24 protein-coding genes and 1 tRNA gene are annotated in these 26,276 nt (G+C 41.2%); 14 read left to right on the top strand and 11 right to left on the bottom strand.

Annotated elements, in window-relative coordinates:
• Position 1 precedes the first annotated feature (1 nt).
• Complete coding sequence (locus BLW16_RS11850) at positions 2-853, bottom strand: hypothetical protein (protein ID WP_090556790.1); 852 nt, start codon at positions 851-853, stop codon at positions 2-4.
• Positions 854-1,018: 165 nt separating this feature from the next.
• Here BLW16_RS11850 and BLW16_RS11845 point away from each other — a divergent pair, with 165 nt between their 5' ends.
• The gene (locus tag BLW16_RS11845) at positions 1,019-1,705 is read left to right on the top strand and encodes an XRE family transcriptional regulator (RefSeq protein ID WP_090556789.1); all 687 of its coding nucleotides are present in this window, start codon (positions 1,019-1,021) and stop codon (positions 1,703-1,705) included.
• A 453-nt stretch (positions 1,706-2,158) separates the two neighbouring features.
• Here the strand turns inward: BLW16_RS11845 and BLW16_RS24035 are convergent, their stop codons facing one another.
• From BLW16_RS24035 to BLW16_RS11825, 6 genes are all read right to left on the bottom strand, one after another.
• On the bottom strand, positions 2,159-2,266 hold the full coding sequence (locus BLW16_RS24035; protein WP_394332017.1) for a hypothetical protein: 108 nt from the start codon (positions 2,264-2,266) through the stop codon (positions 2,159-2,161).
• Between the two features lie 5 nt (positions 2,267-2,271).
• Positions 2,272-2,871: a LytR/AlgR family response regulator transcription factor gene (locus tag BLW16_RS11840; protein ID WP_217631559.1), complete on the bottom strand. Its 600-nt coding sequence runs from the start codon at positions 2,869-2,871 to the stop codon at positions 2,272-2,274.
• Positions 2,855-3,373: a LytS family sensor histidine kinase gene (locus BLW16_RS23010; protein ID WP_139298314.1), complete on the bottom strand. Its 519-nt coding sequence runs from the start codon at positions 3,371-3,373 to the stop codon at positions 2,855-2,857. The genes BLW16_RS11840 and BLW16_RS23010 overlap by 17 nt, the downstream gene beginning before the upstream one ends.
• A 387-nt stretch (positions 3,374-3,760) precedes the next feature.
• Complete coding sequence (locus BLW16_RS23260; RefSeq protein ID WP_175470560.1) at positions 3,761-3,898, bottom strand: hypothetical protein; 138 nt, start codon at positions 3,896-3,898, stop codon at positions 3,761-3,763.
• 176 nt (positions 3,899-4,074) lie between these two features.
• Positions 4,075-5,097, bottom strand: a complete 1,023-nt coding sequence (obgE, locus tag BLW16_RS11830; RefSeq protein WP_090556787.1) for a GTPase ObgE — start codon at positions 5,095-5,097, stop codon at positions 4,075-4,077.
• Between the two features lie 9 nt (positions 5,098-5,106).
• Entirely contained in the window at positions 5,107-5,676 is a 570-nt protein-coding gene (locus tag BLW16_RS11825; protein ID WP_090556786.1) for an adenylate kinase, read from the bottom strand.
• A 1,060-nt stretch (positions 5,677-6,736) separates the two neighbouring features.
• On the opposite strand from BLW16_RS11825, the gene BLW16_RS11820 reads away from it, so the two are divergent.
• Positions 6,737-7,702 (top strand): alpha/beta hydrolase, encoded by a 966-nt coding sequence (locus tag BLW16_RS11820; RefSeq protein ID WP_090556785.1) that lies wholly within the window; start codon positions 6,737-6,739, stop codon positions 7,700-7,702.
• A gap of 111 nt (positions 7,703-7,813) precedes the next feature.
• On the opposite strand, the gene BLW16_RS11815 is transcribed toward BLW16_RS11820, so the two are convergent.
• From BLW16_RS11815 to BLW16_RS11800, 4 genes are all read right to left on the bottom strand, one after another.
• Positions 7,814-8,470 carry a DUF6266 family protein gene (locus tag BLW16_RS11815; RefSeq protein ID WP_090556784.1) on the bottom strand — a complete coding sequence of 219 codons (657 nt, stop codon included), beginning with the start codon at positions 8,468-8,470 and terminating at the stop codon, positions 7,814-7,816.
• A 1,071-nt stretch (positions 8,471-9,541) separates the two neighbouring features.
• Positions 9,542-9,618 (bottom strand) — tRNA-Arg (locus BLW16_RS11810).
• 97 nt (positions 9,619-9,715) lie between these two features.
• Positions 9,716-10,180, bottom strand: coding sequence for a redoxin domain-containing protein (locus BLW16_RS11805; protein ID WP_090556783.1), 465 nt, complete (start codon positions 10,178-10,180; stop codon positions 9,716-9,718).
• 16 nt (positions 10,181-10,196) lie between these two features.
• The gene (locus BLW16_RS11800; protein WP_090556782.1) at positions 10,197-11,108 is read right to left on the bottom strand and encodes an SDR family oxidoreductase; all 912 of its coding nucleotides are present in this window, start codon (positions 11,106-11,108) and stop codon (positions 10,197-10,199) included.
• A gap of 150 nt (positions 11,109-11,258) precedes the next feature.
• Between BLW16_RS11800 and atpD the strand changes: the two genes are divergently transcribed.
• The 12 genes from atpD (at position 11,259) to BLW16_RS11740 (ending at position 26,275) form a co-directional block, all read left to right on the top strand.
• Complete coding sequence (gene atpD / locus BLW16_RS11795; protein WP_090556781.1) at positions 11,259-12,764, top strand: F0F1 ATP synthase subunit beta; 1,506 nt, start codon at positions 11,259-11,261, stop codon at positions 12,762-12,764.
• A gap of 21 nt (positions 12,765-12,785) precedes the next feature.
• Positions 12,786-13,028, top strand: a complete 243-nt coding sequence (gene atpC, locus BLW16_RS11790; protein WP_090556780.1) for an ATP synthase F1 subunit epsilon — start codon at positions 12,786-12,788, stop codon at positions 13,026-13,028.
• A 548-nt stretch (positions 13,029-13,576) separates the two neighbouring features.
• Positions 13,577-14,467 carry a branched-chain amino acid transaminase gene (locus BLW16_RS11785; RefSeq protein ID WP_090556779.1) on the top strand — a complete coding sequence of 297 codons (891 nt, stop codon included), beginning with the start codon at positions 13,577-13,579 and terminating at the stop codon, positions 14,465-14,467.
• 15 nt (positions 14,468-14,482) lie between these two features.
• Positions 14,483-16,180, top strand: coding sequence for a dihydroxy-acid dehydratase (ilvD, locus tag BLW16_RS11780; RefSeq protein WP_090556778.1), 1,698 nt, complete (start codon positions 14,483-14,485; stop codon positions 16,178-16,180).
• Positions 16,181-16,211: 31 nt separating this feature from the next.
• Positions 16,212-17,951 carry a biosynthetic-type acetolactate synthase large subunit gene (ilvB, locus tag BLW16_RS11775; RefSeq protein WP_090556777.1) on the top strand — a complete coding sequence of 580 codons (1,740 nt, stop codon included), beginning with the start codon at positions 16,212-16,214 and terminating at the stop codon, positions 17,949-17,951.
• 9 nt (positions 17,952-17,960) lie between these two features.
• Positions 17,961-18,581 (top strand): acetolactate synthase small subunit, encoded by a 621-nt coding sequence (gene ilvN / locus BLW16_RS11770; protein ID WP_090556776.1) that lies wholly within the window; start codon positions 17,961-17,963, stop codon positions 18,579-18,581.
• 63 nt (positions 18,582-18,644) lie between these two features.
• On the top strand, positions 18,645-20,126 hold the full coding sequence (gene ilvC / locus BLW16_RS11765; protein WP_090556775.1) for a ketol-acid reductoisomerase: 1,482 nt from the start codon (positions 18,645-18,647) through the stop codon (positions 20,124-20,126).
• 57 nt (positions 20,127-20,183) lie between these two features.
• Positions 20,184-21,590: a 3-isopropylmalate dehydratase large subunit gene (gene leuC, locus BLW16_RS11760; protein WP_090556774.1), complete on the top strand. Its 1,407-nt coding sequence runs from the start codon at positions 20,184-20,186 to the stop codon at positions 21,588-21,590.
• A gap of 11 nt (positions 21,591-21,601) precedes the next feature.
• Entirely contained in the window at positions 21,602-22,186 is a 585-nt protein-coding gene (leuD, locus tag BLW16_RS11755; RefSeq protein ID WP_090556773.1) for a 3-isopropylmalate dehydratase small subunit, read from the top strand.
• Positions 22,186-23,649, top strand: coding sequence for an ATP-binding cassette domain-containing protein (locus BLW16_RS11750; protein ID WP_090556772.1), 1,464 nt, complete (start codon positions 22,186-22,188; stop codon positions 23,647-23,649). The genes leuD and BLW16_RS11750 overlap by 1 nt, the downstream gene beginning before the upstream one ends.
• A 4-nt stretch (positions 23,650-23,653) precedes the next feature.
• Entirely contained in the window at positions 23,654-24,730 is a 1,077-nt protein-coding gene (gene leuB, locus BLW16_RS11745) for a 3-isopropylmalate dehydrogenase (RefSeq protein WP_090556771.1), read from the top strand.
• A 36-nt stretch (positions 24,731-24,766) separates the two neighbouring features.
• The gene (locus BLW16_RS11740; RefSeq protein WP_090556770.1) at positions 24,767-26,275 is read left to right on the top strand and encodes a 2-isopropylmalate synthase; all 1,509 of its coding nucleotides are present in this window, start codon (positions 24,767-24,769) and stop codon (positions 26,273-26,275) included.
• Position 26,276: the final 1 nt, after the last annotated feature.

Genomic DNA, 26,276 nt, shown 5'->3' with positions numbered 1-26,276 from the left:
CTTAAGCAGGTAAAAGTTGGGCGATCTTTCTTTGCGCACAACTTTTGCTCAGGGCAACCAGCCGGGAAACCCGTTTAAACAGCGTCCTGATCAGCGCATCGCCGGCGCAGAAGCCTTCATCAATCAGATCCAGGTTAATCACATGGAACATGATCAGCTCCTCCATCGTGTTGCAGGGAAAGAGCCCATTTAAATCATCCGTTATATTGGTGCTGAATTTCAATAAATCGTTCAGACCTGCCTGTATCTCTGTTCCCCAGTAAGCAGCTATAAAATACCTGATACTAAAAACTGCACTTTCATTCAGAAGAATAAGATTTAACTGCGGGTCATCATATCCATCTTTCAGATTCTTTTCCACCCTGAGCAAACATTGCTGTGAATACTGCAATAAAGTATGAAGTGCCTGTTTCTCGTAATCACTGGTAAAACAAACCGGTGGCAAAGGAGCAGGCAACAGACGAAGTGCATTTTTATTTCCGTGAAGCAGAATGCCATTTCTGAAAATACTGGAAAAGAACCTGCTCTCATTTTTTAGGTTTAAAAGTACATCCTGCATCCTGAATACGATGATATTACCCGCAGTATGGGCAGCGCAGCTGCGTCTTGCAATTTCCAGCACCACACTATCCGGTAAGGTTTCATCGTTATTGATCATTAAGAAAATGTCAAATACCGAGGAGTTACTTTTTCGCACTCCCGAATTTAAAAAAGCGGAACTTTGAAAACTAACGCCGGCCCGGTGCCCGTAACAAATAATAGCCAATGGATTTAAAGCCCTTTTCAGGTCTCTGCTTAAATGATTCAGCTTATTTTGCTGCTCACCATTAAGATTTGAAATTGAGGTTCTCATAACAAGTTGATTTGGTTAAATTAACAACAGTGAATAAAAAATAATTCAAACTACATACATATTCAAATATTTATTTCGTATATTGCAATAAATTATAAAGTAAAGATAATACATCTATGTTATAATAAAGCTATAAATTAATAATTAATTTTCGTAATTAGATAAATGACTGATAATCACAGAGAAAATTTCGGACCTCGATTAAAAGAGATACGGTTGGCGAAGAAAATGACCCTTCAGGAGTTCTACGGAGTGATCGCTAAACATGTAAACAACTTCTCGCCTATAGAAAATGGCGTCAGAAAAATTGGAAAACGACTTTCAGAAGACGTGATCAGACATTACCACATCAATGAAAAATGGCTGGCTACAGGAACCGGGAACATGTTTTCAGATGAGGAACTTCATGAGGTCAATCCCGCCGTCACAGCAGAACCCAATGAAGGAGTTCCGTTTATTAACATCAACCCCTCAGAGATCTCTTCAGGAGAATTTAACCTGTTGCGGGAGAAGCCTGAATATTACGTGAATTTCAGGCCGTTTAATGATTGTGATGCTTACCTTCCGGTATACGGGGACAGCATGTATCCAAAATATGCCAGTGGTGAGATCATCGCCGTAAGGGAAGTGATCAATAAAGAAATTATCCAATGGGGAGAAGCCTATTTAATCATTGCCGATGAATATGCCAATAACATTACCACTGTAAAATTACTTTTTGAACACCATACCAGCAGCAAGATAGTACTACGTGCTTCAAATCCAAATTATAAAGGTGATACGATACTGGACAGGAATGCCATTAAAAGACTATTTATTGTAAAAGGAAAAATAACCAGGAACCAACTTTAGCGTGGCGATGAAACATTGGTTATACAAGAAAGGGATGATCTATCCAGAGTCATCCCTTTTCTAACCAAATATAAACCTGTATGAACGGGTTTTTCTTTTATGATATACTTAATACACCTGCAATTTTCAGCACAAAATTGTATAATGCTAAATTTATCGTCTTAATCTTTTCAATATTGAATATTTCAAACCCAAAGATGATCATTTCAACCATATCCTGCACAATATTAACACTTTTTAACAACTTACCGCGATGCAATATCAAATTTATATCATAAATGCCAAAAAGTTAACTCCAAATCCCATAATTTATTATTGTTAAATAAATAAATTGAAATATCTGAACAAAAAAATGGATATTATTCCTGAAAGCGATACGTTTGAACGATTAAAATAAAATTTTTAGATCCTAACCATCATAAGCAGCAGGTGACTGCATTTAAATTTTTTATCTCAATTCTTCAACCATTGCTTTACCTCATCCGCATAATTGCCACTGATCGGCAGTTCTACTGTGGTTAGTTTTATTTTCCTGTTCTGAACCGACCTGACTTTCTTCACGGAAACTATAAAACTGCGGTGGATTCGCTTAAATTCAGTTGAAGGTAGTTCTCCAGTATTCGTTTCAATGGCATTAATGTAAGTACCGGCGGAAGCCCTTTCAGGTGAATCTTTACATAATCCTCCATACTTTCCAGGTACTCGATATTTTTCAGTACAATTTTCACCATCCTGTATTCAGAATGCACATAAATACTTGCATCATCGTATAGAAGATGTAGATTGTTCTTATAATTATGATAATCTACAGCCTTATGTATGGCCCTGGTAAAACGTTCAAAATCAATTGGCTTTAACAGGTAATCAATCGCCTGAAGTTCGAATCCCTCAAAAGCAAATTGTTTATAGGCAGTAGTAAATATGATCATCAGTTTCTTTTCAAGTGCTCTGGCAAGGTCAATACCAGAAATATCCGGCATATTGATATCCAGGAACAGCAAGTCAACCTCAGTCCTGTTCATATATTCAGCCCCTGAAACGGCATCTTCAAATGTTTGTAAGAGCTCAAAATCAGGAAAACGCGAAATATAGGTGCTGATCAATTCTGCGGCCAGAGGTTCATCGTCTATTGCAAAATATATAAAATGATTAATAACGAAGTACAAGGTCAACAGTAAAAAGTCTTTCAGACTGGTCGATCGCAAGGGTATGTGTGCCCGGATACAGATGTTCCAGTCTTTTCCTGGTATTGGCTATTCCTATTCCTGTTCTTTCAGTATGTCTTTTGCTGTCAAAGATGGTATTTTGGCTATGAAAAATAATGCTGCCTTTTTGTATACGGATACTGATTACAATCAATGCAGGTATATGATTGCTGAGTCCGTATTTAAAAACGTTTTCTATAAAGGTCATCAGCAGCAGAGGACAGATCTGGTAATCGGCAGGCTCCCCTTCTATACTATAATTCAGCGTAACCATTTTTCCAAGACGGAGTTTCTGCAAGTCTATGAAATTACTGATACAAATTAATTCGCTTGAAAGGGGAGCAAAGTCAGCCTCTGCCCGGCCGGTGAAATTCGTCGCCTGGCCCGTAAAACTTATCTCCTTTATTATTCCGGGGTGGTATTCTGCGCATTTCGAAGCCGAAATGATGATCCGGCTGTTCATCAGCCTGTCAAACGGCCTTAAATAAAATACCCCTGCAAAAAGTAGTGCAATACATAAGAAGTATACCGTATATTTTTTGCGGATAAAATAATCAGGAATAAAATAACAGAAGTTGATATAAAAAATTGAGATATAACATAGGCAGAAACACAGGAACGGCAGGGAATACAGAATTCCGTACCAGCAAATTTCTTGGCCGCTGTGCATAAACAACAGCGGCAACATCAAAAATAACAGCCAGCCGGCAATGTGTAAAATGATAGAAAATGCCTTCAGACGTAACATATACAAATTAAACGCTATTCACTGATAAGAGATATTGTTTATCGGTGAATAGTTAATTTATATAGATGAAACTCATCTGACCGTATCATGCTGCAAACGATATTATTTTGTGTTCTTGCTTACTGCAGGTGTTTGGGAAGCCAAAATATGGCCCTTTTTCTTAGCCATTTTGTAAGTACCCAGAACAACCATAGAAGCTGCTACAATTGCGAAAAGGAAATTAAATGATCTCTTATCCATATTATTTGAATTAGTCTTAAATAAACACAAATCTCATGCCTATCTTGAGCATTGCTCTAGATAATTTTATATTCAGAATATAAAATTCCTTATTACAGCAATAAAACGTTAATTATTAATCCTAATTTAAAAGGAATTAATAATAATCACAAATAATTCAATAAGATTTCGAAAATTTATTTTGATGTAAGAGAGGGTTCTTCGGCGTTAATAGCTTTCCATATCATATCCTTCAATTCTGTAATACCTTTTTGCGCAACTGAAGAAATAAAAATTGATGGAATATGGGTTGGAAGATCTTTCTCCATTTCGGAGACCAATTCATCATCAAGCATATCAGATTTGGTAATAGCCAGTAAGTGCGGCTTCTGCATCAATTCAGGATTATATTCAAGCAATTCTGTTTTCAGGATCTCGTATTCAGCTTTGATAGACCGGCCTGTATCGGCAGGAACCATAAATAAAAGCACTGAGTTACGTTCTATATGTCGTAAGAAGCGGTATCCTAACCCTTTTCCTTTTGACGCTCCTTCAATGATACCGGGAATATCAGCCATAACAAACGACTGACTGCCCCGATAAGAAACAATTCCAAGATTTGGTACCAGTGTAGTAAAAGGATAATCAGCAATCTCTGGTTTTGCGGCAGATACTACAGATAACAATGTTGATTTTCCCGCGTTAGGAAAGCCTACCAGACCAACATCTGCCAGCACCTTTAGCTCAAGAACGATCCACTGCTCAATACCGGATTCACCTGGCTGCGCAAAACGGGGAGTTTGTAGAGTGGAAGTCTTAAAATGCCAGTTTCCTAAACCACCCCGCCCGCCCGGAGTTAAGATCTCTGTCTGTCCGTCTTCAGTAATTTCGAAAAGAACTTCGCCGGTTTCAGCATCTTTAGCAATAGTACCGAGAGGCACTTCCAAAAGTTCATCCTTACCAAACTTACCGGAACTGGTAGAGCTTGAACCGGGACCACCGTCAGAAGCAAGAATATGTTTGCGGTATTTCAGGTGCAGGAGTGTCCAGAATTGTGCATTACCCTTTAGGATAACGTGTCCTCCTCTTCCACCATCACCACCATCCGGACCACCGGTAGAAGTCATTTTATCACGGTGCAAATGTGAAGATCCTGCCCCTCCTTTTCCGGAACGGCAGCATATTTTAACGTAATCTACAAAATTTGAACCTTGTGACATAACTCTTTTTTAATATTTATCTACCACTTCACATAATTCAGCAAAGATGTCATCGATCTTGCCAATGCCGTTTACTTTACTCAATTTGTTCTGCGCTTCGTAATAAGGCAAAACATGGATGGTCTTGCTGAAATACTCTTCAATGCGTTTTTGTAATTTGTCTGCCTGGTCATCAACCCTATTGGTTAATTTCTGACGCTCGGCAATTCTTTTTGTGAGTTCTTCCTGATCAACATCCAGCGCAATAACTGCTGCGATCGAACTTCCTTTACTTTCCAGGAATTCATCCAACGCCGCAGCCTGGGCCACAGTTCTTGGAAAACCGTCAAAAATAAATCCTTTAGCTCCGGGATTCTTTTCCACCTCCTCTTCCAGCATTGCAATGGTAATTGCATCAGGAACAAGTTGTCCATCAGCGATCAACGCACTCACTTGTTGTCCAAGCGGGGTCTGGTTGCTGATATGTGCTCTGAAAATGTCACCTGTAGAGATGTGATTTAATTGATAACGCGCTATCAATTTTTCTGATTGGGTGCCTTTACCTGCACCCGGTGGGCCAAAGAGAACAAAATTAAGCATTTGGGTTGTCTTTAAAATTTAAAAAGCCTTCCCGCCACAGGCAGCAAGGCTTTTCTCAGTTGATTGTGCTCCCTGAGGTACAAATCTCGAATCATTTTTAGAGGATCTAATCAAATTAGCCTCAATAAACCGATATTCTGACCTAGAGAATAAATTAATTCCATTTAATAAATCCAATAGTTTTTACCCTTCTAAATCAAATTCTGCGAAACCGCAGAATAAAAAAAGAAAAGGTCTGAAACCTTAAATTATATATAGAGTCGCAGGAAAGCCTATATCCTTTTGACTAAATTTATCCTTATTGATTCTGTGTGGATTGATCGAAAATTTCTAGTCTTTTATCTCTTCAAAAACAAAAGAGATTTTTCAATTCACATATCTGTTGTAAAACTTAACAGACCAAAATCCTTTCAAGGCTGCAAATATAGAATTATTAATCAAGTTCGTTCAATTTTTAGGAAAAAATAGTTTTAGAACCAGTGCTGATAATGTATGGCTGGTTTAAACATGCACTTGTCTTGCGTAACATTTCAATGAACAATGCTAACTATTCTGAACACTACAATAAGCTGCGCCGGACCTACATTTTGCAAGTATAAGCAAGCCAGTGCTCTACTTACCCCTCGTGTTCATAATTTTCACGTTAGTTTTGACGAGGTTCTTAAATAGAACACCTCAAATTTTAGAGATGTTATAAAATTAACATATTGTTTAACAATGACTCATATATAGTTTATTTTAACACTAAAAATGCAAGTATTAAGATATAAGTAAACAATATAGAAAATAAATTATTTATTCAGGTCAGCTAATTAAGACGCTAATGAGGTATCTATGAGTCTTAAAACTAAACTATATATCAGTTTAACACATTGAAAAAAAATTACCGCCATTTCATTACATAAAATAATAATAAATTAACTAAATCCGTTATTATAATAATTATCTGGAGAATTTTCAAGCCAAATCCTGAGCTAATGGTTTACCTGAGGAGGTACTGGCAGTTATGGAACCTGAGACAAATAAAGTGAAAACAGATTGATTTGATTAAAAATAAAGCATGAAAACAATAAATTTGGTAGATCCGGAAATTCTTCCCATGTTGGACGGTTATTCTGAAATTAAATATTCTGATGAAAATATTCAGGATGTTCGTGATAGTGTTAATACTACAATACACGAAATGTCATCAGAAAAGCTCAAAAATGTTGCTATAAGCGAAGAATTTATTGATGCTTCGGACAGTAAAATCAGGCTTGTAATTTACAAACCAGAGAATGCCGTAAATTTAAGAAAAGGCGCATTGCTTCATATACACGGTGGTGGTTATATAATAGGTATGCCCGAAAGTTCTGACGCAAGAAACCAGCTGCTCTGCAATACATTAGGTATAGTGGTGGTGTCTGTTGACTATCGCCTGGCACCAGAAAACCCATTTCCACAGTCAATAGAAGATTGTTATCTGGCTTTGAAGTGGATGATTGAAAATGCAGATGCACTGGAAATTGACAGTAAGAAAATTGGTGTTTACGGAGAAAGTGCCGGTGGAGGATTGGCGGCCGCGCTCGCCATTTTAGCAAGAGACAGAAGAGAAGTACATCTAATTCATCAGTTTCTCATCTATCCCATGATCGACGATCGCACCAGCGTTGATGCGGATCCGAACCCTTATACAGGCGAATTTATCTGGGAACGCCAAAAAAATTATTATGGATGGAAATCTTTGCTGGGTCATGAGCCAGGGATTGACGGCGTTTCTCCTTATGCAGCCGCAGCCAGGGTAAAGGTTATGGAGGAGCTTCCCCCTGCTTCCATATTTGTTGGCGCGCTTGATCTTTTCCTGGATGAAAATATCAGCTATGCGCAACGTTTATTAAGATCTGGCATTCCTACAGAACTGCATGTTTATCCTGGCGCCTTCCATGTATTTGATTTCGTTACCGGTTCGTCAATCAGCAGACAATTTAATATCGATCTGATAAGGGCAATGAAAAAAGCACTGGGAATAAGTGAGAAAGAAAATTAAAACACACTTCCGGTTAGAATTCTTCAGTAACCATATCCTTCATGATCATGGCAGCTGCTACGTTTCCACCAGAGACAGCAACCTTTCTGAAATTTATTTTTGATATAATAATTATTTAACACTTCCCCATAAGATCTGCCTTGTATAAATACTGTTTGAAATGCTGCTGTGGTCTTCTGAAATGAAAGAAATATAAGTTTCAACTGGTTCTTGTTCCGCAAGAACTGGCAGGCTTAAAAACTCATACCCCTGGCTGCGTTTCGCTCCGCTCCTTAAAAACACAGCCTTTGAGCTCCCGGGGAAATAAGCCATCAGCATAACCTGATCGCCAGCCCTTGTTCCATTTTCGAGCCGGGTATGATCCCATGAAAACATCAGTCCTCCATCAACGGCAATGGTTTCGGGTTCTCTTGCTACGGGCATCATCCCTGAAGAGAACAATACTTTGCTGAAATCGATTTGCAGGTCCGGATAAGTTCCGGTGATTGCCTTTCTTGTTACCGATGCGGCCAAATTGTAGGCGCTCATTCCTTCTGATTTTGCCTGGGCAGCAAAACCCATTCTGATGAATTCAGTGACTGGTTTGAGAAAGGCCGTGGTCAGCGACGTTTTTAACCAGGTTTCACGCAAACGGACACTTGGATTCATAAATTTGTGCTCGCCAACGGTACGGAGCCTTTGCTGCCCCTTTTGGTCTATATAACCTATTACATTTCCTAATTTTCCGGAGAAGGGGCCAAAAGGCCCATATTTTTGTATTGCCATCATCCTGGGTTTTAAAGTTTAACCCAAAATAAGCAACAAAAACTTAAAATTAAAGCAAAACCCGCCCGCTGACGGCACATGTCTGCAATTGGCGCAGCGTTCCGGCCGGTATGCCTTTTACGCAACCATCCATTAAACGCCTATTGTTCCTATCTTAACGCTATCGTAAACCTACCCGCTGAGTAGGTCAGGGGTAGGTTTGCAGTAGGATTAATGTAGGTGTGTACCGGGATTACCCAAAACTAAACCCAGGCAGTGCCTTATTTAAAGCTGGAAGCTATGTTAAATATTTTTAAAAATTCATCTTGCCAATAAAAATCACGAAAACCATATTGTATATTCTAGTTATAAGTACAAGCTTAATGTATTCTTTACCGGCTGCAGTTCACCTGTATCAATGATACGTTACGATAAAACGATATAAAAAAAAGCCTGTGTCCATCCGATCACAGGCTTTGAATTACACCTTAAAATGTTCTATCAATAAATTTCCGGTGCTAAATCTGCCTTAAACTTTGTAATCATAGAATCGGCATTTTTTATTTTCTTTTCATCGATCCACATATTATTCTCGCGAATCCCTTTTTGCACTAGATCATAATCATAGCTAGATAGTCCCTGTGCTATAAAATTTTTTCTACTTAAATTAAAGACTTCATGATTTTTTCGACAACAAGATGCTGAGAAACTACCCTTTATAATTTTTTCAGATGCTCCTTTTGTTCGAATGTCCGAAGGCTATCTGGAATTTTCCCCAGATAATTATACTTATTACCCCTGATATCAAGGTAGGTTGTGTCTTTTATTTTTGAGCTTTAAGCATTACTTGTATCGTTTGTACAAGAAACTACAATTAGAAAAACGAATAGAGAATAAGATTTTCATAGGTTTTGTAGTTATGTGAATTGATTATTTGATTTATTTCATATTAAGTGTGCATAGCTTGCCAACTTGCACTACCCCCATTTGTATCAGCGGTTTGAAAAGTGAGTTACTGGCACCATCATTTGCCTGTGCAGGAAAAAAAGAACAGACAAAAAAAGGTGCTAGACCTATTAGATCTAGCACCTTGTCTGGTGCACTTGTAGGGATTCGAACCCCAAACCTTCTCATCCGTAGTGAGATGCTCTATCCAATTGAGCTACAAATGCATTCCGTTCGTTACGGGATTGCAAAAGTAGTATTAGTAATCGGATTTCAAAACTTTTTCTGAAAATAAACTTCCAATCCGTACAAACACCAGTTCAATTATCCTTCAAGAACCTTCTTAATCGCATTAAAGTCAGGAAGATCGCCTGCTGACTCCAAAACTTCAGCATACATAACTTTTCCTTCTTCATCGATCACAAATGCCGCTCTTTTAGAAACTCCTTTCAGGTTATAGGCAAATTCCTTATAAAATGCACCATACGCCGGAGATGCTTCTTTATTAAAATCCGACAGTAAAGGAAACTGATAAAACTGCTCTTCTTTGAATTTTGCCAGGGTAAAAGGAGAATCCACTGAAATTCCTAATACTGCTGCATTCATTCCTTCATAAAAGCCAAAACTATCTCTCATTGTACAAAGCTGAGTGGTACAAGTACCGGTAAAAGCCATTGGAAAAAACTGTATTACTACCTTCTTCCCTTTAAAATCAGCCAGTGTAATTTCTTTCAATTCCGAACTTACCAGTTTAAAATCCGGTGCCTGGTCGCCTATTTGTAATTCCATTTGATATATTATTTTATTAAAGTTCTCTTTCGTGCAGTTGCTTCTCCAATAATTTAAGTCCTTCTTCAAAACTATGCGGCATATACCCAAGTTCACGGACCGCCTTATCTAAGATAAAACCAGTTTTCACTGGACGCCTTGCAGCCTGGTTAAGTGATGCGGAACTGATCTCTCTGATCGGTGTTTTGTCCAGCTTCCAGAAATCAGCAACCTTGGCTACCAGTTCTGAAATACTCATCATTTCATCACCAGAAATATTGTATATGCCGGTTGCATCCCTTTCCGCGATCAGCAGGCAGCCTTCGGCCAGATCTTCGGCCAGTGTAGGCATCCGCCACTGGTCGTTCACCACATTGATGGGTTCTCCTTTTTCCAGCGCTTCCTTTGCCCAGAGCACAATATTGCTTCTGCTTTTTTCAGTTACAATGCCATACACAATAATAGTGCGGACGATAGACCACTTACATTTTGCATTTTTAACGATTTCTTCTGCCCTGAGCTTGGTTTCGCCATAGTAGCTCAGTGGGTTGGGAATACCTTCTTCATCATACGGGCCGGCTGCGCCATCAAAAACAAAATCTGTAGACAAGTGGATCAGCTGTATATGATATTCACTGCAGATCTCAACCAGCGTCCTTACCGCTTCCACGTTCAGCTGACAGGCCAGTTCTTGTTGCTCCTGGCACTTATCCACATTTGTCAGAGCGGCAGTGTGAATGATTGAATCAGGCTTATATTTTTCTATTACCGCTCTCACGTCTGCCGGATCAAGGATATCCATCGAAGCATATTGGTAACCTTTCGTAACCTTATAACGATTCAGTCCCTTTGAGGTAGCGATCAGATTAAATTGCCTGCCAGCCAGCACAGCAGCGGTTATTTTCTGCCCCAGCAGCCCATTGCTGCCAGTAACTAATATCGTTTTCATACCTGCTAAACTATCAATAAAAAAACTGTGGAAAAACTTTTTATTTATATATAAAAAATATATCGGAAAATCTTAGCTTTGCAAACCGAATTGCAGGCTTTAAATGGGTCTTTAACAATTTGATATTTATAATTTTACCAAAAACAATATATGCCTAACATTGGAAAAATAGCGCAGATTATAGGACCGGTAGTAGACGTGAGTTTTGCTGACGATGCTCATTTACCTCAAATCTTCTCTGCATTAGAGATTGAAAAAGAAAACGGACAGAAGATCGTTTTAGAAGTTCAACAACATCTTGGTGAAGACCGTGTACGTACCATTGCGATGGACTCGACTGATGGTCTGGTTCGCGGAATGTCTGTATTAAGCACAGGATCCCCAATCAAAATGCCTGTTGGAGATCAAATCAAAGGTCGTTTATTCAATGTTATAGGTGAAGCAATTGATGGTATCAACGCAGTTGACAAAACTGTTGGAAAATCCATCCACAATGCACCTCCGCGTTTCGACGAACTTTCAACTGAATCAGAAGTACTTTACACAGGTATCAAAGTAATCGATTTATTAGAGCCTTACGTTAAAGGTGGTAAGATCGGTTTATTTGGTGGTGCAGGTGTTGGTAAGACTGTATTGATCATGGAGCTGGTAAACAACATTGCGAAAGCATATGATGGTCTATCGGTATTCGCAGGAGTTGGAGAACGTACACGCGAAGGAAATGACCTTTTACGTGAGTTTATCGAATCTGGTGTAATCAACTATGGCGAGGAATTCCTTCATTCGATGGAAGAAGGCGGATGGGACCTCAGTAAAGTTGATACCGAAAAATTAAAAGAATCTAAAGCAACACTGGTATTCGGTCAGATGAACGAGCCTCCTGGTGCACGTGCACGTGTAGCTTTATCAGGATTAACCGTTGCTGAATATTTCCGTGACGGTGATGGAGAAGGCGCAGGAAAAGATATTCTTTTCTTCGTTGACAACATCTTCCGTTTTACCCAGGCAGGTTCTGAAGTATCGGCACTTTTAGGCCGTATGCCTTCTGCGGTAGGTTACCAGCCAACACTGGCTACGGAAATGGGATTAATGCAGGAACGTATTACCTCAACTAAACGTGGTTCAATTACATCTGTACAGGCTGTTTATGTCCCTGCGGATGATGAGACTGACCCGGCTCCGGCTACTACATTTGCCCACCTTGATGCCACAACATTATTATCACGTAAAATTGCTGAGCTTGGTATTTATCCTGCTGTAGATCCTCTGAACTCTACCTCACGTATCCTTTCTCCCGCTATTTTAGGTGATGAACATTACAATACTGCCCAACGTGTAAAAGAGCTGCTGCAACGTTACAAAGAACTGCAGGATATCATCGCCATCTTAGGTATGGATGAGTTATCTGAAGAAGATAAACTGGTTGTTCACCGCGCACGCCGTGTTCAGCGTTTCTTATCTCAGCCTTTCCACGTAGCTGAACAGTTTACAGGCCTGAAAGGTGTATTGGTGGATATCAAAGAAACGATCAGGGCATTTAACATGATCATGGATGGCGAGGTTGACGAGTATCCTGAGGCTGCATTTAACCTGGTAGGTAGCATTGAAGATGCAGTTGAAAAAGGTAAAAAACTATTAGCTGAAGCAAACGCTTAATCAGGCGTATACACTTAATATATGACATTAGAAATATTAACACCAGATAAAAAAATCTTTGAAGGCGAAGTAACAGCTGTTACAGTACCGGGAACAATGGGATCTTTCCAGATATTAAGAGACCATGCGCCAATTATTTCAACTTTGGAAGATGGTCCGGTAATTATTAAAACTAAAACTGACGAAGAGATCGTTGTGATCAAAGGCGGGGTAGTAGAAGTTTTAAAAAATAAGATTATTGTTTTGGCGGAAGGTGTTGCCTAATATCTAAGTATAAATCAATTAGAAAAAGAGAGCATTCAAAAAATGCTCTCTTTTTTTATGCGTGACAGCATAAATTTACGTACTTTAGAATACTGTAAAACATACATGTAATTTCAACTTCTTACACCGGTTCAGCAATTTTAGGCAGAATTTAGTTAATTACAATGCAAGCATAACATCTATACCGAATACCGAAATCATATTTGGTATAGATGTCTCCACCTATATAAATGTAATTGCACATAAAAACAGAATATTATTCCAAGATAACCACTATAAACTATATAATATTTTTTTTCATTTATTTTCAATCTGCTATTGACAGTTTGTAATGCATAAAGTAAATTGGTTTTATATAAAAACAACAAAAAGACACCGAAATGAACACTTCATTTACAGCAAACCTAAACGTCATTATTAACTTGACTACCCTCCTGATCCTTCAGGACAATAAGGCGCTGTAAATGAATATTTAATAAAATATCTGAAAGCGCCCCCCAAAAGAGGCGCTTTTTTAATGAACTCAAACAAATATACCAGGAACCAAAATGCAATACTACGATTCAAATACAGTGCTTTACCTAAACGGGCAGTTTATCAAATCAGCTGAGACTAAAACAGATTTGTATGGTCAGTCCCTGCACTGTGGTTATGCTGTATTTGAAGGAATAAGAGCGTATAAAACACATAACGGAACGCGGATATTTAAAGCAAAAGAACACTTTGACCGCTTGAAGCGCTCTGCCGAACTGATGCATATCCCCTTTCCGTTTGATACCGAAGAACTGATCAGGCAGACCTACAAATTATTAAAGAAAAATAATCTGAAAGATGCATACATCCGGCCGCTGGTTTACTGCGGACACAATATGTCGCTTAGCCCGGCAACGGAGTCTTCCATCATGATCTGTGCATGGGAATGGGGAATCTACCTCGGTAATGAACAGTTGAAGGTTGGTATATCAAGCTATCAGCGGCCTAATCCCAAATCTACACATGTAGAAGCTAAAGCGAGCGGCCACTGCATCAATTCCATTATGGCAACTACAGAAGCTAAGAAGAACGGTTTTGACGAAGCCATTTTGCTTGATATGCACAACAATATAGCTGAAGCCCCCGAAGCTAATGTTTTTATCGAGAAAAACGGGAAGTTGTACACTCCCCCGCCGGGCAGCATACTACCTGGAATCACCAGGGCAACAGTAATCAGGTTGTGCAAAACCCTGGATATTGAATGTATTGAAAAACACCTTTCGGTTGATGACCTGAAAAATGCAGACAGCGCTTTTTTCTGTGGAACGGCGGCTGAGATCATTGGCATCGCTTCGGTTGATGAAGCGGTATTCCCGGCGATATGGACTGAGACCTTAGGCGCAACGATCCAGAGAACCTATAAAGCATTAGTATTAGAAAAACAAAATTACGAAGTAATCATATAACAAGTAAAAGAAAAAATGTCACAAACACCAGAACTAAACCGCTACAGTAAAGTTTTAACACAAGATCCTACCCAGCCAGGAGCACAAGCCATGTTATATGGAATTGGCCTGACCACTGAGGATATGAAAAAAGCACAGGTAGGGATTGCCAGCATGGGTTATGATGGTAATACCTGCAATATGCACCTGAATGATCTTGCAAAGATCGTCAAAGACGGCGTCTGGAGCAATGATATGGTCGGTTTAACTTTCGGTACAATTGGTGTAAGTGACGGTATGTCTAATGGTACCGATGGCATGCGCTACTCACTGGTATCCAGGGATGTAATTGCAGACTCTATCGAGACTATCTGCGGCGGTCAATATTATGATGGCCTGATCACGATTCCTGGCTGCGATAAAAATATGCCGGGTTCTATTATGGCAATGGGACGCCTGAACAGACCATCAATCATGGTTTACGGAGGGAGTATCCATTCCGGGAAATACAAAGGAAAGTCACTAAATATTGTTTCTGCTTTTGAAGCACTGGGAGAAAAATTAGCAGGTAATTTATCTGAAGAAGACTATCAGGGCGTTATCCGTAATACTTGCCCGGGAGCCGGGGCATGTGGCGGTATGTATACTGCCAATACAATGGCATCGGCCATTGAAGCTATGGGAATGAGTCTTCCCTACAGCTCTTCTCATCCGGCTACAAGTGACGAGAAAAAACAGGAATGTACCGAAGCAGGAAAAGCAATCAGGTTATTACTCGAGAAAAATATCCTTCCTTCAGATATCATGACGGAAAAATCGTTTCACAATGCAATCGTAACCGTAATGGTATTGGGTGGTTCAACCAATGCAGTATTGCACTTGATTGCAATGGCGAAGTCAATAGGATTAAGTCTGACACTGGAAGATTTTCAACGTATCAGTGATCACACTCCTGTTCTGGCCGACTTAAAACCAAGCGGACAATATTTAATGGAAGACGTTCATGAGATAGGTGGTGTTCCCGCGATCTTAAAATATCTTTTGAAAGTAGGATTGGTTCATGGCGACTGTATCACAGTTACCGGTAAAACATTGGCAGAAAATGTGGCTGATGCACGTGACCTTGACTTTGAAGCACAAAAAGTGATCTTCCCTGTTGAACAAGCTTTAAAATCTACAGGCCACCTGCAGATGCTGTATGGTAACCTTGCTGAAAAAGGTGCAGTTGCTAAGATCAGCGGTAAAGAAGGCGAAAAGTTTGAAGGACCTGCCCGTGTGTTTGAAGGTGAGCAAAACCTGATTGCCGGCATCCAAAGCGGAAAAGTACAGCGCGGCGATGTAGTGGTAATTATCCAGGTTGGCCCTAAAGGAGCACCGGGAATGCCGGAAATGCTGAAACCCACATCCGCAATTATCGGAGCAGGTTTAGGTAAATCTGTAGCCTTGATTACTGACGGACGTTTTTCTGGTGGTACCCACGGATTTGTGGTAGGCCATATCACACCGGAAGCATGGGACGGCGGAAATATCGGCCTTGTAAAAGACAATGATATCATCACTATTGATGCCGTTAACAATACCATTCAGCTGAATATTTCTGATGAGGAACTTGCAGCACGCAGAGCAGCGTGGGTTCAATTGCCTCCACCAGTGAAAAGTGGTGTACTCTATAAATATATTAAACAGGTAAGCAATGCCAGTGAAGGGTGTGTAACTGACGCCTACACAGATTAATTAACCAGGACCCCAAATTAAAACTATTAAAATGGAAACAGTACAAGAGGGAGCAACAACATTGGCCGAACCAAAAAAAACAACAATGGTTAGCGGTTCAGTTGCCTTGCTGGAAGGACTAATTGCCGAAGGAACTGAAACGATTTTCGGCTATCCCGGAGGTGCCATCATGCCGATCTATGATGCGATCTACGATTACAAAGAAAAATTAAGCCATATATTAGTCAGGCATGAACAATGCGCTGCACATGCCGCTCAGGGATTTGCACGTGCTTCCGGCAAAGTTGGCGTAGTATTCGCTACCAGCGGCCCCGGTGCCACCAACCTGATTACAGGCCTTGCAGATGCGCAGATTGACAGTACTCCTCTCGTTTGTATTACCGGACAGGTTTTCGCTACCCTTTTAGGTACCGATGCCTTCCAGGAAACGGACGTGATCAATATCAGTGCCCCGGTTACCAAATGGAATTACCAGGTTACCGATGCAAGTGAGATCCCCGCTGCGCTGGCAAAAGCATTTTACATTGCCCGCAGTGGCAGGCCAGGTCCTGTGTTGATTGACATCACCAAAAATGCACAGATACAGCTGTTCGAATATGAAGGATATACACCCTGCAATCATATCCGCAGTTACCGCCCCAAACCTATTGTAAGAAACGAATATATTGAGGAAGCCGCAGCATTGATCAACAGCGCGAAAAAGCCATTCATTTTATTTGGTCAGGGAGTAATTCTGGGCGCTGCAGAACAGGAATTTAAAGCCTTTGTTGAAAAGAGCGGTATTCCTGCGGCATGGACCATCCTTGGTGCTGGCGCCATCCCAACAGATCACCCGCTGAATGTAGGTATGCTGGGAATGCACGGTAACTATGGCCCAAATGTGCAGACCAATTCATGTGATGTAATGATCGCCGTCGGAATGCGTTTTGACGACCGTGTAACGGGTAGACTCGATAAATATGCCAAACAGGCAAAAGTTATACACCTGGATATAGATCCGGCTGAAATTGATAAAAATGTGAAGGCTGACATTCCTGTTTGGGGCGACTGCAAGGAAACCCTTCCATTGTTAACCAGCCTGATCACTGAGAGAACTCATGATTCCTGGTTAGCTGAATTCAAGGCTTTCGAAAAGATAGAAGAGGAACAACTGATCCGGAAAGAGCTGGAACCTCAGTCAGGCGAACTGACTATGGGTGAGGTCATCAACCAGCTGAACATCCTGACCAAAGGAGAAGCCATTATTGTAAGTGATGTTGGTCAGCATCAGATGGTAGCCTGCAGATACGGTAAACTGAACACCAGCCGTTTAAGTGTAACAAGCGGTGGCTTAGGTACGATGGGTTTTGGCTTACCGGCGGCGATAGGTGCTAAATTCGGAGCCCCGGACCGTACCGTGATTGCTGTAATTGGTGATGGCGGATTTCAGATGACCCTGCAGGAACTGGGTACCATCATGCAATTTGGAGTTGATGTAAAGATCCTGATCCTCAACAATCAGTTCCTTGGAATGGTGCGCCAGTGGCAGGAACTGTTCAATGAAAAACGTTACTCGTTCGTGGATATCACCAGTCCTGATTTTGTGAAACTTGCTGAATCTTATTATATCGCCGGGAAGAAGGTTACTGAGCGTGAAAACCTGATCAGTTCCCTGGAGGAAATGCTTAACCAGCCCGGATCATTCCTCTTAGAGGTAATGGTAGCCAAAGAAAACAATGTATTCCCTATGGTTCCCCAGGGCAGTAGTGTAAGTGAAATCAGACTTAAATAATTAATGACCATGAGCGATTCAAAAGATATAGAATTAGCAAATGCTAAACAGGAATTTACCATTACGGTATATACTGAAAACCAGATCGGGATACTTAACCGTATTGCCATCATCTTTTCAAGAAGAAAGATCAACATCGAAAGTCTGAATGTCTCCCCTTCCGAAATTGAACATATCCATCGTTTCAATATTCTGATCACAGAAACGGAAGAGGTTGTACGTAAACTTGCCCGCCAGATAGAAAAGCAGGTAGAGGTACTGAAAGTATATGCAAATACAAACGATGACATTATATGGCAGGAACTTGCGTTATATAAAGTGCCAACGGATGTTGTTGCCGAAAAAGTCTTCGTAGAACGCCTGCTGCGCGAAAATGGTGCCAGGGTGGTAGTGATCCGTAAAGATTATACCGTGTTTGAAACCACAGGGCACCGTTCTGAAACAGATAAGCTGATTGAAGTACTGCAGCCTTATGGACTAATCGAATTCGTGCGCAGTGCAAGAGTTGCCATTATTAAGGACAGTGAAGGATTTAACAGCAAACTGAGAGAGTTTGAAAGACGTGAACCAGGTCAGGAAGTGATAGAAAACGAGTTCCTGGATAAGGAAAAAAATGTATTTACCATGTAATCCATTTAGATACACATCAATAAATAATTAAAAGAACCTTAAAATCAAAAAAACAATAAAACGATGTCAAATTATTTTAACACATTGCCTCTCAGAGAGAAACTAAACCAATTAGGTGTCTGCGATTTCATGGACAGTTCTGAATTTCTGGACGGCGTAAATGCCTTAAAAGGAAAAAAACTGGTAATTGTAGGCTGTGGTGCACAAGGCCTGAACCAGGGTTTAAACTTAAGAGATAGTGGTTTAAATATTGCCTATGCTTTGCGTAAAGAAGCTATTGAAGGCAAAAGAGATTCATGGAAAAATGCCACTGAAAATAACTTCACAGTGGGCACATATGAGGAACTGATCCCTGAGGCTGACCTTGTGATCAATCTTACACCTGACAAGCAGCACACCGCTGTGGTCAATTCAGTAATGCCTTTCATGAAACAAGGTTCTACCCTGCTGTACTCACATGGTTTCAATATTGTGGAAGAAGGATTGCCTGTCCGTAAAGATATCACGGTGATCATGGTAGCTCCGAAAAGTCCGGGAAGTGAAGTGCGGGCAGAATACGTAAGAGGCTTTGGCGTTCCTACTTTAATTGCTGTACACCCTGAGAATGATCCTGAAGGAAAAGGTTTGGTACAGGCAAAAGCTTATTGTGTTGGAACAGGCGGACATCGTGCCGGAGTATTAAAATCATCTTTCGTTGCGGAAGTGAAATCAGATCTGATGGGCGAGCAAACTATACTTTGTGGTTTATTGCAAACAGGTTCTATTCTTTCGTTCGATAAAATGGTTGAAAAGGGAATTGATGCCGGTTATGCATCCAAGCTTGTACAATATGGTGTAGAAGTAATCACTGAAGCTTTAAAACATGGTGGAATCACCGCTATGATGGACAGGTTGAGCAATGTAGCCAAGATTAAAGCGTTTGAGGTTTCAGAAGAATTAAAAACGATCATGCGTCCGTTGTTCCAGAAACACCAGGATGATATTATGAGTGGCGAATTCAGCCGTATCATGATGGAAGACTGGGCTGCAGGTGACAAAAATCTGCTGGCATGGCGTGCAGCTACCGGTGAAACGGCATTTGAAAAAACACCTGCAGGTAATGTACAAATCGGCGAACAGGAATATTTTGATCATGCATTGTTAATGGTTGCTTTTATCAGAGCAGGTGTCGAACTGGCTTTTGAAACTATGGTAGAAGCAGGAATTAAACCTGAATCTGCTTATTATGAGTCACTGCACGAAACTCCGCTGATTGCCAATACCATTGCCCGCAAAAAATTATTTGAAATGAACAGGGTGATCTCTGATACAGCAGAATATGGCTGTTATCTTTTTGATCATGCATGTAAGCCACTATTGGCCGATTTCATGACTAAAGTAGATACTGACCTGATCGGTAAAAACTTTAATGAAGGTAAAGACGGTTCTGTTGATAACAGGACATTGATTTCAGTAAATGAAGTGATCCGTTCTCATGAAGTTGAGACGATCGGCGCTGAGTTGAGAAAAGCAATGACTGCAATGAAATCGATTAAAACGGTATAGTAAACAATAAAAACCTCTCGGGTGAACACCTGAGGGGTTTACAAAACAGTAAACAAGATGTCAAAAACATTAGTAGAAAAAATATGGGACGCTCACGTTGTGAAAAGCGAAGCAGGATTTCCTGATATTCTGTATATTGATACACACCTCATCCACGAGGTTACTTCCCCGCAGGCTTTCGACGGGCTGCGCAAACGGGGATTACCTGTTTTTCGACCGCAACAAACGGTTGCTACTGCTGACCATAATGTACCCACTATTGATCAGCTGCTGCCCATCAAAGAGGAACTTTCCCGTTACCAGGTGGATATGCTGACAAAAAACTGTGCAGAATTCGGTATCGAACTGTATGGCTTAGGGCATCCCTTTCAGGGGATCGTTCATGTCATTGGCCCTGAACTGGGAATTACCCTGCCGGGAAAAACTATGGTTTGCGGCGATAGCCATACCTCTACCCACGGGGCTTTCGGCGCTATTGCCTTTGGTATCGGTACATCGCAGGTGGAGCAGGTTTTCGCAACGCAGTGTTTATTGCAGCAGAAACCTAAGACCATGAAAATTGAGGTTAACGGTACGCTGGGAAAAGGAGTAACTGCTAAAGACATTATTTTATATATCCTCTCTAAAATATCTGCTGCCGGTGGTACAGGTTATTTTATTGAGTATGCAGGTTCGGCAATTGAGGCTTTGAGTATGGAAGCCCGGATGACGATCTGTAACATGAGTATAGAAATGGGTGCCAGAGGCGGATTAATTGCCCCTGATCAGACCACCTTTGATTACATTAAGGGCAGAGAGTTTGCTCCTGCGGGTGCAGAATGGGATAAAGCACTGGCGTACTGGAAAACTTTATACAGTGATGCCGACGCGAAATTCGATAAGGTATTAACTTTCGATGCCGAAGATATTGGCCCTATGATTACCTACGGAACAAACCCGGGTATGGGCATGGGCATTAAGGAACATATTCCTTCCACAAGCTCACAACCTGATAAAGAACAATTGTCTTACCAGAAAGCACTGAACTATATGGGCTTCGATGATGATTCTTCATTGATCGGAAAACCTGTGGATTACGTATTTATTGGTAGCTGCACCAACTCCCGCATTGAAGACCTGCGTGAAGTGGCCGGTTTTGTAAAGGATAAGCAAAAAGCTGAGAGTGTGACAGTATGGATTGTTCCGGGTTCAAAACAAGTGGAACAACAAGCAATAAATGAGGGGCTTGATAAAATATTTGAACAGGCAGGGTTTCAGCTTCGTGAACCGGGATGCAGTGCATGCCTTGGTATGAATGAAGATAAGATCCCCGCAGGTAAGTATTGCGTTTCTACTTCAAACAGGAATTTTGAAGGACGTCAGGGCCCTGATGCAAGAACTTTACTGGTAAGTCCGCTAACCGCTGCCGCTGCTGCGATTACAGGAAAAATTACAGATGTAAGAGAAATGTTGACTGAGTCTTAAGGAAGAACGAAATGAAGAAATTTGAGAAATTAACATCGGCAATTGTGCCTTTAAATATAGAAAATATTGATACCGACCAGATCATTCCGGCAAGGTTCCTGAAGGCTACAACCCGTGAAGGTTTTGGGGAGAACCTGTTCCGTGACTGGCGTTACAATGGTGATCATACTGTTAAACCTGATTTCGTGCTGAATGATCCTGCTTATACCGGCAGGATACTGGTGGCAGGAAAGAACTTTGGCTGTGGCAGTAGCCGCGAACATGCAGCATGGGCTATCCAGGATGCAGGCTTTGATGTAGTGATCAGCAGCTTTTTTGCCGATATCTTTAAAGGAAATGCACTGAACAATGGTTTGCTGCCGATACAGGTAAGTGACGATTTTCTGTCTGCAATTTTTACCGCTGTAAGTAAAGACCATACTGCTAAACTGGCTGTGGATCTGGAAAAACAAACCGTTATTATTGCGGATACCGGTGAAGAGGCAGATTTTGAGATCAATGCCTATAAAAAATCATGCTTAATCAATGGTTATGATGATATCGATTTCATCCTTGCCCAAAAACATTTGATAGAAGAATTCGAACAAGCAAAGTAATGTCAGAGCCTGTCGTACATATCACCAGCCTTACCCTAAAGTACCAGCATACACCGGTACTGCAGGATTTGAACTGGGTCATCAACCGCAATGAGAACTGGTTGTTACGCGGAAGCAGTGGAACTGGAAAAACATCTTTAGCTAAGGCAATTGCAGGACTCGTCAAATTTCAGGGCAGTATTGATATTCATTTCGGCCCGGAAAGCAAATTACCTGCTGTTGCGCATTTTGTAGCAGGATGGTACCAGTTTAAAGACCTCGAAGGCCAGTCTAACTTCTATTACCAGCAGCGCTATAATAAACAAGCAACCGAAACTACGGCTACTGTACAGGCCGAACTTGAAAATTATGGTGAAAAACATCAGCTTCAGTTTAACGAAGTTGAAGAACTTCTGGCCGCATTAGGTTTTTCGGACCTGATCGGCTCCACACTGATCCAGTTATCAAGCGGAGAGCATAAAAAATTACAGTTGGTAAAAGCATTGTGGTTTAAACCACAGCTGTTGATCCTGGACCAGCCCTATAACGGACTGGATAAACTTTCCCGTAAAAATCTGAATAGTTTACTCGAAGAAATCACTGAAGATGGAACGCAGCTGATCATCATCAGCAATGAAGTGGAATTACCTTCCACTATCCATCGTTTTGCTGAGATCAGGGAAGGGCAGCTGATAGAAACCTCAGCTGACGAATATACTGCCGAGGTGTATGAAACGGCCGGAAAAGCAGTTCCTGCATTTTTAAACGAAGCTCCTGTTTCCTCTTCGGAGAGTATCATCAGAATGATTGATGTCAATATCAGCTACGGGGAGAAACAGGTATTGAAAAATATCAACTGGGAAGTTAAAGCAGGAGAAAAATGGCTCCTGCAGGGACATAATGGTTCCGGTAAATCAACTTTACTGAGCCTCATCACCGGCGACCATCCGCAGGCCTATGCCAATAATTTTTACCTGTTTGGCCATAAAAGGGGAAGCGGCGAAAGTATATGGGAAATCAAACAACGTATGGGATTGATCTCTCCTGAGTTACATTGGTATTTTGACCCCACCGCTACGGTACGCCAAAGTGTGATCTCCGGATTTTTTGACAGCTCTGGTTTATTCTGTGACCCCGGATATACCAAAAAAGCCCAGGCGGATGAACTGATCAGCTACTTCGGACTGACCGAATACAGGGATATGCTGATGAACCAGCTTCCTGTTGGTAAACAAAGACTTGTATTACTGGCCCGGACGATCATTAAAAACCCGGAATTGCTGATACTGGACGAACCCTGCCAGGGCTTAGACCAGCAGCAAACACAACATTTTAACAGGCTGGTGGACGAATTGTGTAAGAATGGTACCACACTGATTTACGTTGGCCATTTTGAATCACAACTACCGGATTGTATTGAGAAAAGAATTTTATTAGAAAACGGCGAAGTGAAAACCGTTGAAACGATATTAGAAAGCATTTAACACGATGAAGAAACATATTTTAGTAATTCCCGGTGACGGGATAGGACCGGAAGTGACCACCTGGGGCAAAGCTGTACTGGAACAGATCGCAACAAACTTTAATCACGAATTCACTTTCGATGAAGCCTTAATGGGTCATGCTGCCATTGAAGCTACAGGTAATCCCCTACCCGACGAAACTTTAGAGAAAGCCAGAAAAAGTGATGCGATACTTTTCGGCGCGGTAGGACATGCTTTATATGACAACGATCCTTCTTTAAAAGTACGCCCGGAACAGGGTTTACTAAAGATCCGCAAGGAATTGGGATTGTATGCAAATTTGCGCCCCATCCTATTGTTCGATGAATTGCTGAACGCTTCAAGTATCAAAGCTCATATCCTGAAAGGGACAGATATCTTATTCTTCAGGGAACTTACCGGTGATGTTTACTTCGGTGAGAAAAAGAGATCAGAAGACAGGCATACTGCATCCGACCTGATGATCTACAATAAATACGAAGTAGAAAGAATTGCACATAAAGCTTATGAGGCAGCCCTGCAGCGTGGCAGAAAACTGTGTTCTGTTGATAAGGCAAACGTGCTCGAAAGCTCACGCCTGTGGAGAGAAACCGTTCAGGAGATCGCCAAACTGTATCCTGAAGTGGAAACCCAGCACATGTTTGTTGACAATGCGGCAATGCAGCTGATCAAAGATCCAAAACAGTTTGATGTGGTACTGACAGCCAACCTGTTTGGTGATATCCTGACTGACGAGGCTTCTCAGATTGCAGGCTCAATGGGTATGCTGGCCTCGGCATCTGTTGGTGATGGTACAGGATTCTTTGAACCTATCCACGGCTCAGCTCATGATATTGCAGGTAAGAACCTGGCAAACCCGCTGGCCTCTATCCTCTCGGTAGCATTGATGCTGGAAATCAGTTTCGGATTAAAAGAAGAAGCTGAACTGATTATTTCAACTATCGACCGGGTATTGAAAGAAGGTTTCAGGACGGGTGATATAGCTGATGATACGATCAGCCCGTATAAGGTGCTTGGCACCGAGGAAATGGGTAAGCTCGTTTTAAAATTTATCACACAATAAACTTATATTAATTAACGAACTTAACTAAAACATAATATGTTACACGATCCGAATAGAGTTTACGTTTTTGATACCACGCTTCGTGACGGAGAGCAGGTACCAGGCTGCCAGTTGTCTACACCAGAAAAAATAGAGATTGCAAAAGCACTGGAAGCACTGGGGGTTGATGTAATTGAAGCCGGTTTCCCTATTTCAAGCCCGGGTGATTTCCAAAGTGTAGTGGAACTCTCCAAGGCGGTTAACGATCCCATTATCTGCGCCCTCACCAGGGCCAATAAAGGAGATATTGATGCCGCTGTTGCAGCACTGCAGTATGCAAAACGTCCAAGGATACATACCGGAATAGGATCGTCGGATATGCATATCAAACATAAATTTAACAGCACCCGCGAGGGTATTCTTGAAAGAGCGGTTGAAGCCGTAAAATATGCCAAGCAATTTGTTGAAGATATCGAGTTCTATGCAGAAGATGCGGGCCGTGCAGACAATGCGTTTTTAGCTCAAATGATAGAGGCCGTCATTGCAGCCGGTGCAACAGTAGTTAATATTCCTGACACCAATGGCTACTGCCTTCCTGAACAATATGGCTCCAAGATTCTTTACCTGAAAGAAAATGTAAAAAACATAGACCAGGCAATCATTTCTGTACACTGCCACAATGATTTGGGACTGGCTACAGCAAATACCTTAGCCGGTGTAATTAATGGTGCCAGACAGGTAGAATGTACCATTAACGGCATTGGTGAGCGTGCAGGCAATACCGCATTGGAAGAGATCGTGATGGTACTTAAAACACACCATGCACTTAACTTGACTACCAATATCAATTCAAAACATTTCAGCAGGATCAGCTCGCAGGTAAGCCGCATGATGCGTATGCCTGTACAGCCTAATAAAGCAATCATAGGTCAGAATGCCTTTGCTCATAGCTCCGGCATCCATCAGGACGGGTTTTTGAAACACAGGGAGAACTATGAGATCATCAACCCTGAAGATGTAGGACTTGATGAGGCCGGTATCATCCTAACAGCCCGCAGTGGCCGTCATGCGTTGAAACATCACCTGGAAAGATTGAGTTATGTCATTGACAAGATCAATCTCGACCAGGTATATGAAAAATTCCTGACCATGGCAGACCAGAAAAAAGAAATATCAGACAATGATCTGCTTGCCCTGATGAGTGACGGCGAGGAGGATACTTATAAAAACGGTTATAAACTCAATTCATTACAGGTTGTTTGCGGCGATACGGTAAACCCGACTGCCACCATAAAACTTGAATACGAAGGTGTGGAGCATGAAGCAACAGCTGAAGGTAATGGCCCTGTAAATGCCACCATCAAAGCCATAGGGAATGTAATCGGAAAAGATATTCAGTTAAAAGAACTCACTATACAAGCCATCCATGGTGGCAGTGACGATGTCAGCAAGGTAAATATGAGGGTGTCCTATGAAGATAAATCTTATTTGGGATACGGATTCAGTACTGATATCGTTAAAGCTTCGGCCGATGCCTACCTGGATGCATTGAATAAATTCCTGTAAG

The sequence above is a fragment of the Pedobacter hartonius genome (assembly GCF_900107535.1).
In the GTDB taxonomy this organism is placed as follows: domain Bacteria; phylum Bacteroidota; class Bacteroidia; order Sphingobacteriales; family Sphingobacteriaceae; genus Pedobacter; species Pedobacter hartonius.
The sequence above is the reverse complement of the archived record's forward strand: the minus strand, read 5'-3'. Positions and strand labels throughout refer to the sequence as shown.

What these genes read in the sequence shown, in the direction of transcription:
- BLW16_RS11850 (WP_090556790.1), bottom strand. Translation starts at nt 853, where the DNA reads ATGAGAACCTCAATTTCAAATCTTAATGGTGAGCAGCAAAATAAGCTG.
- BLW16_RS11845 (WP_090556789.1), top strand. Translation starts at nt 1,019, where the DNA reads ATGACTGATAATCACAGAGAAAATTTCGGACCTCGATTAAAAGAGATA.
- BLW16_RS23010 (WP_139298314.1), bottom strand. Translation starts at nt 3,373, where the DNA reads ATGAACAGCCGGATCATCATTTCGGCTTCGAAATGCGCAGAATACCAC.
- BLW16_RS23260 (WP_175470560.1), bottom strand. Translation starts at nt 3,898, where the DNA reads ATGGATAAGAGATCATTTAATTTCCTTTTCGCAATTGTAGCAGCTTCT.
- obgE (WP_090556787.1), bottom strand. Translation starts at nt 5,097, where the DNA reads ATGTCACAAGGTTCAAATTTTGTAGATTACGTTAAAATATGCTGCCGT.
- BLW16_RS11825 (WP_090556786.1), bottom strand. Translation starts at nt 5,676, where the DNA reads ATGCTTAATTTTGTTCTCTTTGGCCCACCGGGTGCAGGTAAAGGCACC.
- BLW16_RS11820 (WP_090556785.1), top strand. Translation starts at nt 6,737, where the DNA reads ATGAAAACAATAAATTTGGTAGATCCGGAAATTCTTCCCATGTTGGAC.
- BLW16_RS11815 (WP_090556784.1), bottom strand. Translation starts at nt 8,470, where the DNA reads ATGATGGCAATACAAAAATATGGGCCTTTTGGCCCCTTCTCCGGAAAA.
- BLW16_RS11805 (WP_090556783.1), bottom strand. Translation starts at nt 10,180, where the DNA reads ATGGAATTACAAATAGGCGACCAGGCACCGGATTTTAAACTGGTAAGT.
- BLW16_RS11800 (WP_090556782.1), bottom strand. Translation starts at nt 11,108, where the DNA reads ATGAAAACGATATTAGTTACTGGCAGCAATGGGCTGCTGGGGCAGAAA.
- atpD (WP_090556781.1), top strand. Translation starts at nt 11,259, where the DNA reads ATGCCTAACATTGGAAAAATAGCGCAGATTATAGGACCGGTAGTAGAC.
- atpC (WP_090556780.1), top strand. Translation starts at nt 12,786, where the DNA reads ATGACATTAGAAATATTAACACCAGATAAAAAAATCTTTGAAGGCGAA.
- BLW16_RS11785 (WP_090556779.1), top strand. Translation starts at nt 13,577, where the DNA reads ATGCAATACTACGATTCAAATACAGTGCTTTACCTAAACGGGCAGTTT.
- ilvD (WP_090556778.1), top strand. Translation starts at nt 14,483, where the DNA reads ATGTCACAAACACCAGAACTAAACCGCTACAGTAAAGTTTTAACACAA.
- ilvB (WP_090556777.1), top strand. Translation starts at nt 16,212, where the DNA reads ATGGAAACAGTACAAGAGGGAGCAACAACATTGGCCGAACCAAAAAAA.
- ilvN (WP_090556776.1), top strand. Translation starts at nt 17,961, where the DNA reads ATGAGCGATTCAAAAGATATAGAATTAGCAAATGCTAAACAGGAATTT.
- ilvC (WP_090556775.1), top strand. Translation starts at nt 18,645, where the DNA reads ATGTCAAATTATTTTAACACATTGCCTCTCAGAGAGAAACTAAACCAA.
- leuC (WP_090556774.1), top strand. Translation starts at nt 20,184, where the DNA reads ATGTCAAAAACATTAGTAGAAAAAATATGGGACGCTCACGTTGTGAAA.
- leuD (WP_090556773.1), top strand. Translation starts at nt 21,602, where the DNA reads ATGAAGAAATTTGAGAAATTAACATCGGCAATTGTGCCTTTAAATATA.
- BLW16_RS11750 (WP_090556772.1), top strand. Translation starts at nt 22,186, where the DNA reads ATGTCAGAGCCTGTCGTACATATCACCAGCCTTACCCTAAAGTACCAG.
- leuB (WP_090556771.1), top strand. Translation starts at nt 23,654, where the DNA reads ATGAAGAAACATATTTTAGTAATTCCCGGTGACGGGATAGGACCGGAA.
- BLW16_RS11740 (WP_090556770.1), top strand. Translation starts at nt 24,767, where the DNA reads ATGTTACACGATCCGAATAGAGTTTACGTTTTTGATACCACGCTTCGT.